The sequence below is a fragment of the Phenylobacterium sp. LjRoot97 genome (assembly GCF_964254345.1).
In the GTDB taxonomy this organism is placed as follows: domain Bacteria; phylum Pseudomonadota; class Alphaproteobacteria; order Caulobacterales; family Caulobacteraceae; genus Phenylobacterium.
Genome location: NZ_CAXUTH020000001.1, coordinates 3,520,794 through 3,537,027 on the forward strand (window position 1 = coordinate 3,520,794; position 16,234 = coordinate 3,537,027).

Consider the following 16,234-nt stretch of genomic DNA (forward strand, 5'->3'; position numbering starts at 1 on the left):
GAGCGAACGGCCGATGATATCGGTCGTAGGGGACAAGTTCAGGAAGGCTTGGCTGCCGACAACTTGGCGGGGCGGCTGTCGATGACGTGGCGGAATCGAAGAGCGCTTGAACGGCCGGGTTCATGGTTGAAGCCTGCCAAGCCCAATAGATTAGCATTTGCTAATTTAGATATACGTAATATATTAGCCCCATGCTCGATCTCGCGAACTTCGACATCGCCCGCTTCGAGGCCAGCGCTGCGGAGGCCGCGCGCCTCCTGCGCGCGCTCGCCAACGAGCGGCGCCTGATGATCCTATGCCAGCTCGGCGACCGCGAGCGATCGGTCGGAGAGCTGCTGCCGCTCGTCGGCCTGTCTCAGTCGGCCCTCTCGCAGCATCTCGCGTTGCTGCGCGAGGAGGGGATCGTGGCCACGAGCCGCGAGTCCCAGACGGTTCGCTATCGGATCGCCGACAGCGCCGCAGTCCGGGTGGTGGAGACGCTCGCCGAAATCTTCTGCCCGCCAGACATGAGGTCCCCCAATGAACGCCGCTCTGATCCCGCTCAAACCTGACGACGTGAAGGCGCGCCTCGGCGCCCGTCGCGCTATCCTTGTAGACATTCGCGAACCAGACGAGTTCGCCCGCCGCCACGTGCAGGGCGCGCTATCGCGCCCGCTTTCGGCCTTCGAAAAGGACCCGCTGAAAGTCGAGCCCGGTTCGGTCGTGATCTTCACGTGCCGCACCGGCATGCGCACCGGCGCCAACTGCCAGCGACTGGCCGCCGTTGTGGACGGACCGGCCTACGTTCTCGATGGTGGCGTTGATGCATGGGCCGCTGCCGGCCTCCCGGTAGTGGAGGATCGTAAGGCGCCGCTCGAGATCATGCGCCAGGTCCAGATCGCCGCCGGCTCACTGGTGCTGGCGAGCGTGGCGCTCGGCGCCCTCGTGCACCCTGCCTTCTACGGGATCGCAGTCTTCGTCGGCGCGGGGCTGACTATCGCGGGCGTCACCGGTTTCTGCGGCATGGCCCGGGTGCTCGGATGGGCACCTTGGAATCGCGTCAGGTCCTGACGAATGGATCCGATGGTCACCTACGCGCTTGCGGCCTTCAGCGGCGCCGTGGTGGGGCTGCTGCTAGGCGTGTTCGGCGGCGGCGGCTCGGTATTGGCCACGCCGCTACTGATCTACCTCGTCGGAATCCGCGACCCCCACGTGGCGATCGGCACGTCGGCGGCGGCGGTCGCCGTCAACGCGTTGGCGGGCTTGGCCGTGCAGGCGCGTGCAGGCCGCGTAAAGTGGCCCTGTGCGCTGGTATTCGGCGGCGCGGGCCTCGCTGGCTCTCTCGTTGGCGCCCACTTCGCCAAGCAACTCGCCGGCGGCACGCTGCTGGTCTGGTTCGCGGTGGCGATGGCGCTGATCGGGGCCTCGATGTTGCTGCCCCGCAAGAACGCCGGCGACCCCGGGGTCCGCCTCGACCTCAAGCTGACCCGACGTCTTGCGCCGGCGGGATTGGCGACCGGGCTTGCCGCAGGCTTCTTCGGCGTCGGCGGCGGCTTCCTCATCGTGCCGGGCCTGATGGCGGCGACCGGCATGACACTGGCCAATGCGGCGGCCTCCTCGCTCGTCTCCGTCGCGTTGTTTGGAGCGGCCACCAGCCTCAGCTACGCGGCGTCCGGCCTCGTCGACTGGCCGATCTTTGCGGCCCTCGTGGCTGGCGGCGGCGCAGGAGTCCTGGCCGCCGTGCCCTTGGCCGCGCGCCTTGAAGGGCGCGCCGACTTGGCCCGCCGCATCTTCGCCCTCATGGTGATCGCCACGGCCGCCTATGTCGCCTGGCGCGCGCTGGCCTAACCCGGCGCGCCGACCAGTTTCTCCATGCCCGCTCGCGTGAGGGCGATCCGTCAATCAAGCAGCTGCCGGCAGGCTAGCCGCGCTCGGCGCGGCGCATCCGCCCACCCCGCCCGCAAGTTCGGTTAAGCTCTCGACGCGGTCGCGCTCAAATGATAATCATTCTCAAGAGTGCGCGTAGGGATTTCTGGATGAACACTATCTCGACCCGGCCGGGGGCCGTCGGAGCCGCCACGGAGGGCGCTGTCGTGCGCCTGAGCGACGCGTCCGTGGGCGATGCGGGTGTCATTCTGGAAGTCCGCGCCGAAAGCAGCTCGACGGCGCATGGCGTCGGCGTCGAGGAACTGCAGCGCCGCCTGCTCGAATTCGGCTTCGTCGAAGGCGCGCACATCGAAGTGATCCACGAGGGCGCCATCGGCCGCGACCCGATCGCCGTACGTCTTGACGACATGCGCGTGGCCCTGCGCCGCCGTGACGCCGAGGACGTCTATGTTCTGCTGAGTAAGCCCGCGCAATGAGCGAGACCCTGTCCCCGGCCCGCATCGCCCTGGTCGGCAATCCGAACTCCGGCAAGACCGCCCTCTTCAACGCCCTGACCGGCGCCCGCCAGAAGGTCGCCAACTACGCCGGCGTCACCGTCGAACGTAAGGAGGGCGTGGTCACCTCGCCCGCCGGCCGCCAGCTGATGGTGCTGGACCTGCCCGGCACCTACTCGCTGCGTGCGCGCAGCCCCGATGAAGCGGTGACCCGCGATGCGGTGCTCGGCCGACTGGCCGGCGAAGTCCCGCCCGAGATCGTCGTCTGCGTCGCCGACGCCACCAATCTGCGCCTGGTGCTGCGCCTGGCGATGGAGCTCAAGCAGGTTGGGCGTCCGATGGTGCTGGCGCTCAACATGTACGACATCGCCCAGCGCCAGGGCCTGCGCATCGACCTTGAAGGGCTGTCGCGCGAGATCGGCGCCCCGATCGTCACCACCGTCGCCACCCGCAAGCGCGGCATCGAGGACCTGCTGAAGGAAGTCGACGCCCTGGTCGCGGCCGGCCATCTCGGCGGCGAAAACGTCTGGCGCGAGCCCAACGCCGCCGAAATCCGCAAGGCCCACGCCGAGGCCCAGCGCATCGTGCGGACCTATGTCCGTCCCCCCGAGCATCCGGACACCTGGACCGGCCGCATCGACTCCGTGCTGCTGCACCCGGTCGCCGGCCTGGCGATCCTGTTCGGCCTGCTGTTCCTGATGTTCCAGGCCGTGTTCACCTGGGCCGGCCCCGCGATGGACGGCATCGAGGCGCTGTTCGGCTGGCTGGGGGCGGCGGTCGCCGAATACATCCCCAACGCGCTGCTGCAGAGCCTGGTGGCCGACGGCCTGATCGCCGGCGTCGGCAGCGTGCTGGTCTTCCTGCCGCAGATCCTGATCCTGTTCTTCTTCATCATCCTGCTGGAAGACCTGGGCTACATGGCCCGGGCGGCGTTCCTGATGGACAAGATCATGGGCGGTGCGGGCCTGCACGGGCGCGCCTTCATTCCGCTGCTGTCCTCGTTCGCCTGCGCGATCCCCGGGATCATGTCGACGCGGGTGATCGACTCCAAGCCGGACCGGATCACCACCATCCTGGTGGCCCCGCTGATGACCTGCTCGGCGCGCATTCCGGTCTACACCCTGATCATCGGCGCGTTCATTCCCAACACCCAGGTCTGGGGCCTGTTCAGCCTGCAGGGGCTGGTGATGTTCGGCCTCTACGCCACCGGGATCGTCAGCGCCCTGCTGGTCTCCTTCGTCACCCGCCGGTTCTTCTGGCGCAGCACCGTCGAGCCGTTCCTGATGGAGCTGCCGACCTACAAGCTGCCCGAGCCGAAGAGCGTGCTGCGCAACCTGCTGGTCCGCGCCCAGATCTTCATCAACCGTGCCGGCCGCATCATCCTGCCGATGATGATCCTGATCTGGGTGCTGTCGACCTTCCCCTATCCGCCGGAGGGGGCGACCCAGCCGGCCATCGACTACAGCTTCGCCGGCATCATCGGGAACTTCATCCAGCCGCTGCTGGCCCCCATCGGGTTCAACTGGCAGATGTCCATCGCCCTGATCCCGGGCATGGCCGCACGCGAGGTGGCCGTGGCCACGCTGGGCACCGTCTACGCCGTCGGCGACGCCGAGAACAACGTCGGCGCCCTGGCGACCACGCTCTCGCACCACTGGTCGCTGGCCACCGGCCTGTCGTTCCTGGCCTGGTATATCTTCGCGCCGCAATGCGCGCCGACGCTGGGGGTGGTGAAGCGCGAGACCAACAGCTGGGTCTGGCCGACGGTGATGTTCGTCTACATGGTGACGCTGGCCTACACCGCCTCGTTCATCGTCTATCACACCGCGGTGGCGCTCGGAGGGGGCTGACGCCCCTCTCAACCTGAAGGCGATATTAATCACGCCGATTAACCCTCCGATAAACCGGCGGTTCTAGCGTTCCATCATCGGGTGGGGACTAGAATGGACCAAACTCTCAAGCAACCGCGGCGCAAGGCCGCCAAGCGTCCGACGAGCGAACATCTCGTCGAGCGCATCCGCGAAACTCTTCTGTACTTCGGGGGCGAAGCCCACCGTCGCGACGTGATCGCCAACGTCGCGCGCGACGTCGGGGTCGACGTGAAGAACATCCCGGAAGATTTCGAAAGCGCCGTGATCGTCTCCTTCGAGGAGATCTGGCGCGACGAGGCCCGCCGCGCGCTCTACGGCTTCCACCTGCGCTTCGGCGAGGGGTCGCACCGCTGGGGCCTGAAGGCCGCCACCGCGCACTAGGTCAGCGGGCGCCGAGCCCCGGATCGGCCAGCGGCGGCGCGCCGCCCGACAGCGTGCCTGCCGCGTGCTGCAAGCGCGCCAGCAGCCGCTTGAGCTGGGCGACCTCGGCCGGCGCCAGGCCGCAGATCAGCGCCGCCTCGTAGGCCAGCGCCAGCGGCGCGATCTCGGCATGCAGCCGCCGGCCCTCGTCGGTCAGGGTCAGCACATGCGAGCGGCCGTCGGACTCGTTTTCCGAGCGCGCGATCAGCCGCCGGGCGCTCAGGCCGCGGGCGGCGCGGCTGACCGTCACCTTGTCCATCACCGTGCGGGCGACGATCTCGCGCTGGGTCAGGCCGCCGTCCTCGGCCAGCACGCAGATCAGCCGCCACTGCGGCACGCTCAGCGCGAAGCGATCCTCGTAGGCGCGGGCGATCAGGCCGCTGACCGCGTTTGAGGCGACCGAGAGCCGATAGGGCAGATAGGCGTCCAGTTGCAGGGACGTGGCCGCCTCGCCTTCGACGATGTTGGATGGTCCGGTCATGAGGCCGCCACGCGCTGTTCGATCGCTCCGAAGATGGAATGCCGCCGCCCGTCGCGCATCTCAATGCGGACCTCGTCGCCGGCCTTCATGAACGGCGTCTTGGGTCCGCCTTGGGCGAGGGTCTCCACCGTCCGCAACTCTGCGAGGCAGGAATAGCCGACGCCGCCCTCGGCGATGGTTTTTCCTGGACCGCCGTCCGGGCCGCGATTCGACACCGTGCCCGAGCCGATGATCGTGCCTGCGCCCAGGGCGCGGGTCTTTGCCGCGTGGGCGATCAGCGTCCCGAAGTCGAAGGTCATGTCGACGCCGGCGTCGGCGGCGCCGAGCGGCGCGCCGTTCAGCTCGACCTCCAGCGCGCCATGCAGCTTGCCGTCCTTCCAGGCCTCGCCCAGCGCGTCGGGCGTCACCGCCACCGGCGAGAAGGCCGAGGCCGGCTTGGACTGGAAGAAGCCGAAGCTCTTGCCGATCTCGCCCGGGATCAGGTTGCGCAGCGAAACGTCGTTGCAGAGCATGACCAGCCGGATCGCCGCCAGCCCCTGCTCGCGGCTGGCGCCCAGCGGCACGTCGCCGGTGACGACCGCGATCTCGCCCTCCATGTCGCAGCCCCAGGCCTCGTCGGCGAGCGGGATCGGATCGCGAGGTCCGAGGAACCCGTCGGAGCCGCCTTGATACATCAAGGGGTCGGTCCAGAAGCTGTCAGGCATGTCGGCGGCGCGGGCTTTTCGCACCAGCGCGACGTGGTTCACATAGGCCGAGCCGTCGGCCCACTGATAGGCCCGCGGCAACGGGCTGGCCGCCTCGTGCTCGTGGAACCGTTCACGCGGGACCGAGCCATGTTCCAGGCTCTCGGCCAGGCCGCGCAGCAGCGGCTCGGCGGTTTCCCAGTCATCGAGGGCGGCCTGCAAGGTCGGGGCGATGGCGCCCGCGTCTGCGCACCAGGCGAGGTCCTGCGAGACGACGACCAGACGGCCGTCACGTCCCCCCTTCAGAGAGGCGAGCTTCATTCATTCCTCCCGGCCCACCGTACGTGTCACGCGCACGCCGCTTTCGTAGGCTTCGGGGAAGTAGACCACGACCTCGACGCAGATGTCTCCGCCCGGCTCGCCGACCCACAAATAATTGCGCTCGAAGCACACGTCCCGACCAGCCGGGGTGTAGCCCTCGTAGGTGTCGCCCCAGGGCGTGCAGGCGGCCATGTCGCGCCGGCCCAGCGAGCAGGCGCGCTCCATCTCCTCTTCGGCGGCTTCGGTCAGGTCGAGTTGCGGATCGATATGGGCCATGCCCCTAACTTAGGGCTCGTCCTTGTAGATGCCCACCGTCAGCGCGCGGCCTTCGGCGGCGCTGGCGCGGTACATGCCCGAGGTGTTGTAGCTCCAGGCGATCTGGCCGTCGGGCGCCACGGCGATGACGCCGCCGTCGCCGCCCATGGCGGTGAGCTGCTTCTGGATCACCTCGTCGGCCGCGGCCTGCAGGCTCATGCCCTTCAGCTCGACCAGGGCGCAGACCTCGCGGGCGACGGTCAGGCGGATGAAGTACTCGCCGGTCCCGGTCGCCGAGACCGCGCACGACGTGTTGGAGGCGTAGGTGCCGGCGCCGATGATCGGCGCGTCGCCGACGCGGCCCCAGCGCTTCCCGGTCGTGCCGCCGGTCGAGGTGCCGGCCGCGACGTTGCCATGGCTGTCGAGCGCCACGACCCCGACGGTGCCCTTCTTGCCCTCGTCGTGGGCCAGGCCCTGGGCCGGATCGGGCGCGCCGCCCGTCGGCTTGGGCGGGATCGGCAGGTTGTTGGCCTTCAGGAAGCTCTCCAGACTCTTCCAGCGGCGCTCGGTGAAGAAGTAGCTCGGGTCGACCTGCTCCAGGCCCTGGGCCTTGGAAAAGGCGTCGGCGCCGGCGCCGATCATCATCACGTGCGGCGACTTCTCCATCACCGCGCGGGCCAGCGAGATCGGATGGCGGGTGCGGGTGACGCCCGCAACAGCGCCGGCCCGCAGGTTCTGGCCGTCCATCATCGCCGCGTCGAGTTCGTTGCGGCCTTCCGCGGTGAACACCGCCCCGCGGCCGGCGTTGAACAGCGGGTCGTCCTCCAGCAGGTGGATGGTCGCCTCGATGGCGTCCATGGCGCTGCCGCCGTCCTTCAGCACCTTGGCCCCGACCTCGGTCACCTTGGTCATCGCGGCGCGATAGGCCTTCTCCTGCTCGGGCGTCAGCTGGCTGCGCTCGATCACGCCGGCCCCGCCGTGCACGACGATCGCCCACTTGGGCGCAGGCTGCGGGGCGGCTTGGGCCTGGCTGGTCATCAGGGCTGCGATCGCGGCGGCGAGAGTGAGGACGCGCATGGTCCCTCCTTGGCGGTGCGGGAAAGACATTTCGCTGCGGAAGCCATGTCAGGGGGAGGAATTGCCCGAGCGTGCGGGCCGAGACAAGCGCCCATCGGCCTGCTAGCTAGACGGCGAACGTCGGGCCGGATCAGCATGTTTCGCAAATTGTACGACTGGGTCATGGGCTTGGCCGGTTCTCGCCACGCCCCCGCAAGTCTTGCGGTCGTGTCCTTCGCCGAAAGCTCGTTCTTCCCGATCCCGCCGGACGTGATGCTGGCCCCGATGGTGCTGGCGCGGCCGGACCGCGCCTTCGTCTACGCCGGAATCTGCACCGCAGCCTCGGTCGTCGGCGGACTGCTGGGCTACGCGATCGGTTTCTACCTTGAGCCGGTCGGCATGTGGCTGCTCAGCCTGATGGGGCACCCCGACGGCAAGGCCGCGTTCGAGAAGTGGTTCGCCGACTGGGGCCTGTGGGTGATCCTGATCAAGGGCGCGACCCCGATCCCCTACAAGCTGGTGACCATCACCGCCGGCCTGGCGCAGTTCTCGCTGGTCACCTTCATCTGGGCCTCGATCCTGACCCGCGGCCTGCGGTTCTTCGCGGTCGCCGCGATCCTCAAGTACTTCGGCCCGGCCATGCTGGCGGAGTTCGAAAAGCGCATCGCCCTCTACGGCACGCTCGGCCTGATCGCGCTGGTCGGCTTGATCGTGGTGCTCAAGGTGCTCATCTGATCGCTTGGGGCGGTGAAGCTTTTGAGGTCTTATCCCGCCGATGAGCGCGTTGCTTAAACCCTTCCTCGAGCGTTGGCGCCTGACCGCGCTGGTCGCCTCGCTGGCCATGCTGGCGACCGCCCACGCCTTCGAGACCTTCGGCGGCCTGGCGCCCTGCGCCCTCTGCCTGCGGGCGCGGGAGGTCTACTGGGTCGCCGCGGGCCTGGCCCTGGCCGGGATGCTGATCACCCGGATGCAGGCCGGCGCGCGCTGGCGCTGGGCGTTCGACGCCGCCCTGGCGGCGGTGTTCGCCTTCGGCGTCGGCCTGGCGGTCTATCATTCCGGCGTCGAGTGGAAGTGGTGGCCGGGCCCGACCGCCTGCTCGGGCGGCGGCGGAAGCGTCAGCGCCGGCCAGATGGCCGATCTGCTGGGCGGTGCCAAGATCGCGCCGCCGGCCTGCGACAAGGCCGCCTGGGTGTTCCTGGGTCTGTCGATGGCCGGCTGGAACGCCCTGGCCTCGCTGGGCCTGACCGTACTCAGCCTGCTGGCCGTGCGTCACGAGAGAAGGAAGCTGTCATGAGCGACAAGCCGATCCCCCCGCGTCCCGGCGTCGGCGCCATGAGCGGCCGGCTGGCCGAGATCCTGCGCGTCGATCACGCCGGCGAACTAGGCGCGGTGCACATCTATCGCGGCCAGCTGGCCGTCCTGCGCGCCGGCAAGGGCCGCGAGCGGATCTCCGGCCAACTCGCCGAGATGGAGAAGGACGAGATCGACCACCTCCAGCGCTTCGACAAGCTGCTGAACGAGCACAAGGTCCGCCCGACGGCCATGGCCCCGCTCTGGCGGGTGGCCGGTTTCGCGCTGGGCGCCGGCACCGCCCTGCTCGGCGAGAAGGCGGCCCACGCCTGCACCGAGGCGGTCGAGGACGTGATCGAGCGCCACTACGCCGCGCAGATCGCCGAGCTGGAAAACCGCGAGCCCGAGCTCGCCGCCGAGCTGACCAAGTTCCGCGACGAGGAGATCGCCCACCGCGACCACGCCCTGGAAGAAGGCGCGCGAGAAGCGCCCGGCTATCCGCTGCTGGCGGCCGTGATCCGCGCCGGCTGCCGCACGGCCATCAAGATCAGCGAAAAGATATGACCGAAGCGGAGATCCTGGAGCTGCGCAGGGGGGCCGAAGCCCCGGTCGCCGCCGGCATGGGCGACATCGGCGCCGTCGCCCAGGATCTTTCCGCCGCCTTCTCCACCGATCCGGTCTTCAACTGGTTCCTGCGCGCCGACGCCAGGCACGACTCGGCCCGGCTGAAACTTTTCCAACTCCTCATCGCCATGGGCGTCACCGACGGCGAGGTGTTCCGCCCGGCCGGCGGCGGCGCGGCCTCGATCTGGCTGCCGTCCGAGAGCCTCGGCCCGACGCCGTTCCTGCAGGAGCTGCGCGCCCTGCCCCGGATCGTCGGCGCCACCGGCTTCGCGCGGCTGTCGCGGATGTCGGCGATGCGCAAGATGATGGACGCCCATCACCCGAAGACCCCGCCCCACGCCTATCTCTGGTTCCTTGGCGTGCGGCCCGACGCCCAGGGCCTGGGGGTCGGCTCGCGGATGCTGGCGGCCGGTCTGGCCCGCGTCGACGCCAAGGGTCTGCCGGCCTATCTCGAAAGCTCCAGCCCCGCCAACGTCCCGCTCTACCGCCGCCACGGCTTCGAAGTGGTCGAGGTGCTGAAGGCCAGGCCCGATGCGCCGGAGATGTGGGCGATGTGGCGCGAGCCGCGCGCCCCGGAGTGATCGCCGTCCTCGGCTATCTGGCGCTCGCCAACCTCGTCGCCTTCGCCGCCATGGGCCTGGACAAGTCCAGCGCGCGCCGCGGCGGCGAGCGAATCCCGGAACGCACCCTGCTCGCCCTGGCGGCCATCGGCGGCGGTCCGGGCGCGGTGTTCGCCCAGCAGATGTTCCGCCACAAGACCCGAAAACAGCCCTTCGCCAGCGTCCTATACGCGATCCTCATAGCCCAGCTCGCCCTGGCCGTGTTCCTGCTGCGCCAGGGCCCCCCGGTTTCGTAATCCGTTCATCGACCTGTCACCGCACCGTCGTCCGGTCTCCCTACTGCTCCGCCCGTTTTTCAGTTTTGGGGGGGTGCAGATGCCTTTCGTTCCGCGTGTTTACGGTTGCCTTGCCTTGCTTCTCGCCGGCACGGCGCTCTCGACTCCGGCCTTCGCCAACGACGACGCGGCCGCGGTCGACGAGATCGTCGTCACCGGCCAGCGTGAGGCCCAGCGCGCCGCCATCGAGGTGAAGCGCGAATCCTTCGTCGTGGCCGACGTCGTCTCCGCCGACGACATCGGCAAGCTGCCCGACCACAACACCGCCGCCGCACTGCGCCGCATCCCCGGCATCTCGGTGATGGAAGACCAGGGCGAGCCGCGCTTCCCAGTCATCCGCGGCCTGCGCTCGACCTACAACCGCACCACCATCGACGGCGCGCTGGTCGCCTCGGTCGACGAGAGCGGCCGCACTGTGCCGATGGACATCGTCCCCTCGGTGATGGCCGGCCGGCTGGAAGTCATCAAGACGGTGACGCCCGAGAACGACGGCAACGCCATCGGCGGGGTGATCAACGTCACCACCCGCAGCGCCTTCGACATGGGCCGACCGTTCTTCAACGGCATGGCCTCGTACGGCATGTACGAGCGCAGCGGCGACGTGCGCAACGACAAGCCGTCCTATCGCCTGGCCTTCGCCACCGGCATGACCTTCGGCGACCAGGACCAGTGGGGCGTGGTCGTCGGCGCCTCGCACGAGCAGCTCGACTACGACATCCCGCAGGTCGAATCCCAGGACCCGTCGGTGCGCGAGTACACCGCCGCCGGCGCTCCGGTCGCCTCGGGCGCGCCGACCGGCAACGGCATCCAGGTGCCGACCTACCAGCGGCTGTTCTGGTACAACAACACCAAGCAGCGCAGCGGCGTGAACGCCAAGATCGAGTACCGCCCGACCGACGATTTCCGCTGGGAAGCGGCGGGCCTGTTCTCGCGCATGGAAGACGACGAGGAGCGCATCGAGTACCGCCTCGAGCCGCTCGGCAACGTCGCCAACCAGACCCCGACCAGCGGCTACTTCGCCCGCGGCCGCGGCGTGATCCAGCTGAACCAGCCGATCACCAAGCGCGAGATCGGCCTGCTGCGCAGCGGCTTCGAGTGGACCTTCGCCCCGCAGTGGACCGCCAGCGGCGACCTCGTCTACTCGCAGGCCGGCCTGGAAGTCCCCAACCACTCGGTCGAGTTCCGCACCGTCGACGCCCAGGGCGCCAACTACGCGTTCAACTACGACACCACCAACCCGCTGTTCCCGGTGTTCACCGCGGTCAACGACGCGGCCGCCCGCAACCCGGCCAACTTCGTGCTGCAGCAGCACCGCGACTCGCTGACCAAGACCGACGAAACCACCGCCCAGGCGCGCTTCGACCTGGCGTTCGACGACGGCAATGCCGACGGCAACCTCAAGGCCAAGTTCGGCGGCCTGCTGCGCTCGACCGAGCGCGAGTACAACTCCAGCCAGACCAACTACCGGGCCGGATCGGGCTTCGTGTACACCCTGGCCGAGGTCGACAAGCCGGGTCCGAGCGAGCTGATCGCCGGCCGCTACCTGCTCTCGCCGCGTATCGACGCCGGCGCGGCGATGGACTTCTTCAACGCCAACCGCAGCCGCTTCGTCACCACCACCAACGCCCCGACCGGCGACTACAAGGTGCAGGAGGACATCTACGCCGCCTACGCCCAAGCCAGCTATTCGTGGGGAGACTTCACCGTGCTCGGCGGCGTGCGCTTCGAGCAGACCGAGGTCGAATCCGACGCCGTGCGCAGCACCGGCGGCGTGCTGACCCCGGTCAGCAACTCCGGTTCGTACGGCAACTGGATGCCCAGCCTGCACGTCGAGTGGAAGCCGCGCGAGGACGTCATCGTCCGCGCCGCCTGGACCAACACCATCGGCCGTCCCGACTACGGCTCGCTGGCCGCCACCGAGGGCCTGAACTTCGACGGCAGCCAGCCGACCCTGTCGCGCGGCAATCCTGGCCTGAAGGCCCGCGAGAGCCGCGGCCTCGACCTGTCGGTCGAGTACTATCCGACCGACGGCATGATCTCGCTGGCGGTGTTCTCGAAGGACATCGAGAACGAGATCTTCACCCTGTCCTCGACCGAGACCCTGGACGTCGGCCGCGGCCCCGAGACCGTGCTGGTCTCCAGCCCGCGCAACGCCGAGAGCGCCAAGATCCGCGGCGTCGAGTTCGCCGTGCAGCAGGCCTTCACCTTCCTGCCCGCGCCGTTCGACGGCTTCGGCTTCAACGGCAACATCACCTGGCTGGACACCGAGTTCACCTTCCTGACCTCGAGCGGCCCGCGGGTCACCGGCCTGTTCCAGCAGCCGGAAATCACCACCAACGAGTCGATCTACTACCAGCGCGGTCCGTTCGAGGCCCGGGTGTCGCACAACTACATCGGCGGCCAGCTGGAGACGATCAACGACGCCAACCCCAACTCTGACCAGTACTGGAAGGGCCGCCACGTCTTCGACGCCAGCCTGTCCTATCGCTTCACCGACCACTTCACGGTGTTCGTGGAAGGCCAGAACCTGTCCAACACCGGCCGCCAGGAAGTGACCGGACCGGGCCGCCGCTACCTGCAGGAATGGGCCAACTACGGCCGCACCTACTGGGTCGGCGCGGCGGTGAACTTCTAGGAGCCCGCGGGATGATCCATTCGCTGATCCTGGCCGGGGCGCTCGCCGCCTCGGCCCCCGCCATCGCCGAGGAAGCCGCCGCCCCCGCGCCGTCCCGTACGGCCGAGGTGCTGCGCCGCTATCCGGCCCCGGAAGCCCGCCAGGGCGTGGCGGTCGACGCGACCCACGTCTACGCCGTCGCCAACTCCACCATCGCCAAGTACGACAAGAAGTCCGGCGCCAAGGTGGCCGAGTGGAAGGGCGACCCGGTCCGCTATCCGCACATCAACTCGTGCGCGGTGATCGCCAAGGAGCTGGTCTGCGCCAGCTCGAACTTCCCGGCCGTGCCGCATTGGAGCGCCGTGGAGTTCTTCGACCCGGCGACCATGAAGCATCTGCGCACCGTCGCTCTCGGCGCCGGCCGCGGCTCGATCACCTGGGTCGACCGCAAGGACGGCGCCTGGTGGGCGGCGTTCGCCAACTACGACGGCAAGGGCGGCGAGGCCCCGCGCGACCACCGCCACTCGGTGCTGGTTCGCTTCGACGACGACTGGCGCCAGACCCAGAGCTGGAGCTTCCCGCAATCGGTGCTCGACCGCTTCAAGCCGATGAGTTCGTCGGGCGGCGGCTGGGGACCGGACGGCAAGCTCTACATCACCGGGCACGACCATCCGGAACTCTACGTCCTGGCCCTGCCGACCGAAGGCGGCGCGGTGCTCGACCACCTCGACACCATCGGCGTGGCCACCGAGGGCCAGGCCATCGACTGGGACGAAAGCGAGCGCGGCGTCCTCTACGGCATCAGCCGCACTGGCCGCGAGATGGTCGCCCAGCGGGTCCTGCCCGCGAAGTAGGCCTTAGGGCTGCGCTGCCGGGACCTCGCCCGGCGGCGCGCCCGTCTTGGGATCGGTCCCTTGCTTGGGGCTGGTCAGAAACACCACCACGAACACCGCGAACGCCAGGGCCAGGATCCAGAGGATCGCCCGATGACCGTCCAGCCGCGAACGCGGCCGCGACGCGGTCTCGCCCTCTGCGCGCGTATGCCTGGCCTGCGCCATGACGGTTGCTGCCTCCGCACGGGCAACCGCCCGCCGCGCGGCGAAGTTCCCGCCTTAGAACGGCTTACCGACGAAGAAGTAGAGCGCCATGCGGCCGTCGTCCGCCGCTCCGGCGGTGATGAACACCGGGCCGATCAGGGTGTCGGCCGCCAGGAACACGTTCGCGCCCACCCGCACGTCGTTCGCCTCCGCATCGCCATGCCGCGCCCAGGCGTTGCCGACCACCAGGGTCGCCCCGACATAGATCGGCACGCTCAGCAGGCTCCTGGAGCTGTCGGTGAGCTTGTAGCGGTACATGCCGCGCGCGACGGCGAAGGTCTCGCCCGTCAGCTCCTCGACCGAGTAGCCGGGGAAGCTGAACGGCCCACCGAGGGTGAACAGCGAGGCCAGCGGCAGATCGCCCTGGATGGTGTCGCCGCCGGAGATATTGAAGTTGAGAGCCTGGCGCCCCTTGCTGACGGCGTAGATGCTGTCCAGCCGCAGGGTCTGGAAGTTGGTCTGGCTGCCCAGCGCCTCCAGACCGACGTTCCACTGCAGCCGCCCGTTCATGCCGCGGCTGGGAAAGTACGGGTTGTCCAGCGTGTCGGCCCCGGCGCCGAAGGCTAGCTGCCCCCAGTCGAGGTCGAAGTCGCGCGGCGTCAGATCGCCTTCCTGCAGCGAGGCCGAGCCGGTCCCGAGGTCGACGCCGGCCCGCACCTCGCCGATGGTCCCGAACTGTCGCCCCACCGCCAGCGACACCAGGCCGTAGGACGCGTCGTACTCGCCCAGCCGGAAGCCGGTGTCGTTGTAGACCCTGATCGGGCGCTTCTGCACCGATCCCATGACGTCCACGAACCAGCGCTGATAGCTGTCGAGCACCTTGAAGTACTCGGCCGAAAACAGCGTGCGCTCGCCGAGCGCGCCGACGAAGCGGGCTTCCGATCCATAGCTGTCGAGCTGCACCAACCGCAGCTCGGCGGAGAAGTCGAACTCGGTGCCGCCCTCGCTGGAGGCGGCGATGGTCATGGCCGGGCGCAGGCGGTTGGCGTCGCCGGGCCGCTGGACGGCGTTGACCACCAGGCCGGTGCGTCCGTCCGCCGCCTCCTCGATCCGGTAGTCGACGCGCGAGAACATGCCCATGGCGTAGATGTCGCGCATGGTCGTCCCGATCTCGTCCGGCGCCATCGGCTTGCCGATGAACGGCTCGATCCGCCGCAGCAGGATCTCGTCCGACAGACGGGAGTCGTTCTCCACCTTGACGTAGTCGATCCTCGGCGGCGGCTTCTCGATGCTGATCGCCGGCTGCGGCGGACCCAGCGCGGCGACCCGCTGCAGGCCGCCAAGCTGCTTCTCGGCCGCCGCCTTGCCGAGCGCGATGAACTCCGCGCCGCGCTTGAAGTCGGCCGACGACAGCGTGCCGGTGTCGACGCTGATCAGGACGTCACTGGGCTTCAGCGTCGCCAGCTGCTGCCGTTCGTTGGCCAGGATCAGCAGGGTGACGGTCTGCCCCAGAATGCCGCCGAGGCTGCGAAGCTGGTCGGCCGGCAGCAACGGCGTCTGGGTGGCCACGACGATGACGATGTCGGCGCCCATGTCGCGGGCGACGTCGATCGGCACATTGTCGGACATGCCGCCGTCGACCAGCAGGTGGCCGTTCAGGCTGTAGGGCGCGAACACGCCGGGCACCGACATCGAGGCGCGCATCGCCCCGGCCAGCTCGCCGCGGTCGAGCACCACCTTCTTGCCGGTCTCGATATCGGTGGCGACGGCCCGGAACGGGATCGGAAGGTCGTCGAAGGTGGGCACGGCCGCGCGCACCCGCACCAGGCGGCGCAGTTCGAGCAGCAGGTTGGCGTCAGAGATCAGCGCATCGGGCCGGCGCAGTCGCGTGCCGGCCACCCCGACACTGGCTTTGACCGGAAACGCCGCCTGCAGCTGCTTTTCGCGATAGGTCAGCCCCTCGCGCGGCGGCGAGGTGTCGAAGATCAGGTCCCAGTCCATGGTCTCGATGGCGTGCTCGAGCTCGGCCCCGCTCATGCCCGACGCATAGAGACCGCCGACGATCGAACCCATCGAGGTGCCGACCACCAGGTCGGGGCGAATGCCGAGCTTCTCCAGAGTCTGGATGGCGCCGACATGGGCCATGCCCATCGCCCCGCCGCCCGACAGCACCAGCCCGATCTTCGGCCGCGCCGGCTCTGGCGGTTCCTGGCCGAACGCCGGAGCGATCCAGACCCCGAGCCACATCACGCCGAGCATGCAGCTCAGGATGATGAGGCGTTTGACGAGCGCAAGTGCATCCGCGACGGACATCGGGGCTCACCCTG

18 protein-coding genes and 1 pseudogene are annotated in these 16,234 nt (G+C 69.0%); 13 read left to right on the forward strand and 6 right to left on the reverse strand.

What is annotated here, in order from left to right:
* The first annotated feature begins 191 nt into the window (after nucleotides 1-191).
* The 6 genes from ACSQ2H_RS17300 to ACSQ2H_RS17325 all read left to right on the forward strand — a co-directional run bounded on the left by ACSQ2H_RS17300 (nucleotide 192) and on the right by ACSQ2H_RS17325 (nucleotide 4,612).
* Nucleotides 192-551, forward strand: a complete 360-nt coding sequence (locus ACSQ2H_RS17300; RefSeq protein WP_436062624.1) for an ArsR/SmtB family transcription factor — start codon at nucleotides 192-194, stop codon at nucleotides 549-551.
* Nucleotides 520-1,050 carry a rhodanese family protein gene (locus ACSQ2H_RS17305; protein ID WP_436062625.1) on the forward strand — a complete coding sequence of 177 codons (531 nt, stop codon included), beginning with the start codon at nucleotides 520-522 and terminating at the stop codon, nucleotides 1,048-1,050. The genes ACSQ2H_RS17300 and ACSQ2H_RS17305 overlap by 32 nt, the downstream gene beginning before the upstream one ends.
* A 3-nt stretch (nucleotides 1,051-1,053) precedes the next feature.
* Nucleotides 1,054-1,827: a sulfite exporter TauE/SafE family protein gene (locus tag ACSQ2H_RS17310; protein WP_436062626.1), complete on the forward strand. Its 774-nt coding sequence runs from the start codon at nucleotides 1,054-1,056 to the stop codon at nucleotides 1,825-1,827.
* Nucleotides 1,828-2,072: 245 nt separating this feature from the next.
* Nucleotides 2,073-2,342, forward strand: coding sequence for a FeoA family protein (locus ACSQ2H_RS17315; protein ID WP_436062627.1), 270 nt, complete (start codon nucleotides 2,073-2,075; stop codon nucleotides 2,340-2,342).
* Nucleotides 2,339-4,210, forward strand: a complete 1,872-nt coding sequence (gene feoB / locus ACSQ2H_RS17320; protein ID WP_436062628.1) for a ferrous iron transporter B — start codon at nucleotides 2,339-2,341, stop codon at nucleotides 4,208-4,210. The genes ACSQ2H_RS17315 and feoB overlap by 4 nt, the downstream gene beginning before the upstream one ends.
* A gap of 93 nt (nucleotides 4,211-4,303) precedes the next feature.
* On the forward strand, nucleotides 4,304-4,612 hold the full coding sequence (locus ACSQ2H_RS17325) for a hypothetical protein (RefSeq protein WP_436062629.1): 309 nt from the start codon (nucleotides 4,304-4,306) through the stop codon (nucleotides 4,610-4,612).
* Nucleotide 4,613: 1 nt separating this feature from the next.
* Here the strand turns inward: ACSQ2H_RS17325 and ACSQ2H_RS17330 are convergent, their stop codons facing one another.
* The 4 genes from ACSQ2H_RS17330 to ACSQ2H_RS17345 are packed head-to-tail and all read right to left on the reverse strand — an operon-like array spanning nucleotide 4,614 to nucleotide 7,468.
* Nucleotides 4,614-5,132, reverse strand: a complete 519-nt coding sequence (locus ACSQ2H_RS17330) for a MarR family winged helix-turn-helix transcriptional regulator (protein ID WP_436062630.1) — start codon at nucleotides 5,130-5,132, stop codon at nucleotides 4,614-4,616.
* Entirely contained in the window at nucleotides 5,129-6,136 is a 1,008-nt protein-coding gene (locus ACSQ2H_RS17335) for a fumarylacetoacetate hydrolase family protein (protein ID WP_436062631.1), read from the reverse strand. The genes ACSQ2H_RS17330 and ACSQ2H_RS17335 overlap by 4 nt, the downstream gene beginning before the upstream one ends.
* Complete coding sequence (locus ACSQ2H_RS17340) at nucleotides 6,137-6,412, reverse strand: hypothetical protein (protein ID WP_183772256.1); 276 nt, start codon at nucleotides 6,410-6,412, stop codon at nucleotides 6,137-6,139.
* Nucleotides 6,413-6,421: 9 nt separating this feature from the next.
* The gene (locus ACSQ2H_RS17345) at nucleotides 6,422-7,468 is read right to left on the reverse strand and encodes an isoaspartyl peptidase/L-asparaginase family protein (RefSeq protein WP_436062632.1); all 1,047 of its coding nucleotides are present in this window, start codon (nucleotides 7,466-7,468) and stop codon (nucleotides 6,422-6,424) included.
* A 135-nt stretch (nucleotides 7,469-7,603) separates the two neighbouring features.
* Between ACSQ2H_RS17345 and ACSQ2H_RS17350 the strand changes: the two genes are divergently transcribed.
* The 7 genes and pseudogenes from ACSQ2H_RS17350 (at nucleotide 7,604) to ACSQ2H_RS17380 (ending at nucleotide 13,724) form a co-directional block, all read left to right on the forward strand.
* Entirely contained in the window at nucleotides 7,604-8,182 is a 579-nt protein-coding gene (locus ACSQ2H_RS17350; RefSeq protein WP_183772252.1) for a YqaA family protein, read from the forward strand.
* 40 nt (nucleotides 8,183-8,222) lie between these two features.
* Complete coding sequence (locus ACSQ2H_RS17355) at nucleotides 8,223-8,741, forward strand: disulfide bond formation protein B (RefSeq protein ID WP_436062633.1); 519 nt, start codon at nucleotides 8,223-8,225, stop codon at nucleotides 8,739-8,741.
* Nucleotides 8,738-9,301, forward strand: coding sequence for a demethoxyubiquinone hydroxylase family protein (locus tag ACSQ2H_RS17360; protein ID WP_436062634.1), 564 nt, complete (start codon nucleotides 8,738-8,740; stop codon nucleotides 9,299-9,301). Before ACSQ2H_RS17355 ends, ACSQ2H_RS17360 begins: the two co-directional genes overlap by 4 nt.
* The gene (locus tag ACSQ2H_RS17365; protein ID WP_436062635.1) at nucleotides 9,298-9,942 is read left to right on the forward strand and encodes a GNAT family N-acetyltransferase; all 645 of its coding nucleotides are present in this window, start codon (nucleotides 9,298-9,300) and stop codon (nucleotides 9,940-9,942) included. The genes ACSQ2H_RS17360 and ACSQ2H_RS17365 overlap by 4 nt, the downstream gene beginning before the upstream one ends.
* Nucleotides 9,939-10,217 (forward strand): DUF1294 domain-containing protein, encoded by a 279-nt coding sequence (locus ACSQ2H_RS17370; RefSeq protein ID WP_436062636.1) that lies wholly within the window; start codon nucleotides 9,939-9,941, stop codon nucleotides 10,215-10,217. The genes ACSQ2H_RS17365 and ACSQ2H_RS17370 overlap by 4 nt, the downstream gene beginning before the upstream one ends.
* Before the next feature lie 118 nt (nucleotides 10,218-10,335).
* Nucleotides 10,336-12,891: pseudogene (locus ACSQ2H_RS17375) on the forward strand (TonB-dependent receptor); the annotation flags it as partial.
* 11 nt (nucleotides 12,892-12,902) lie between these two features.
* Nucleotides 12,903-13,724 (forward strand): hypothetical protein, encoded by an 822-nt coding sequence (locus ACSQ2H_RS17380; RefSeq protein ID WP_436062637.1) that lies wholly within the window; start codon nucleotides 12,903-12,905, stop codon nucleotides 13,722-13,724.
* A gap of 3 nt (nucleotides 13,725-13,727) precedes the next feature.
* On the opposite strand, the gene ACSQ2H_RS17385 is transcribed toward ACSQ2H_RS17380, so the two are convergent.
* Together ACSQ2H_RS17385 and ACSQ2H_RS17390 are read right to left on the reverse strand one after the other, a co-directional pair.
* Nucleotides 13,728-13,928, reverse strand: coding sequence for a hypothetical protein (locus tag ACSQ2H_RS17385; RefSeq protein ID WP_436062638.1), 201 nt, complete (start codon nucleotides 13,926-13,928; stop codon nucleotides 13,728-13,730).
* 54 nt (nucleotides 13,929-13,982) lie between these two features.
* A complete protein-coding gene (locus tag ACSQ2H_RS17390) occupies nucleotides 13,983-16,220 on the reverse strand; it encodes a patatin-like phospholipase family protein (RefSeq protein WP_436062639.1) in 2,238 nt (745 codons plus the stop codon).
* Nucleotides 16,221-16,234 lie beyond the last annotated feature (14 nt).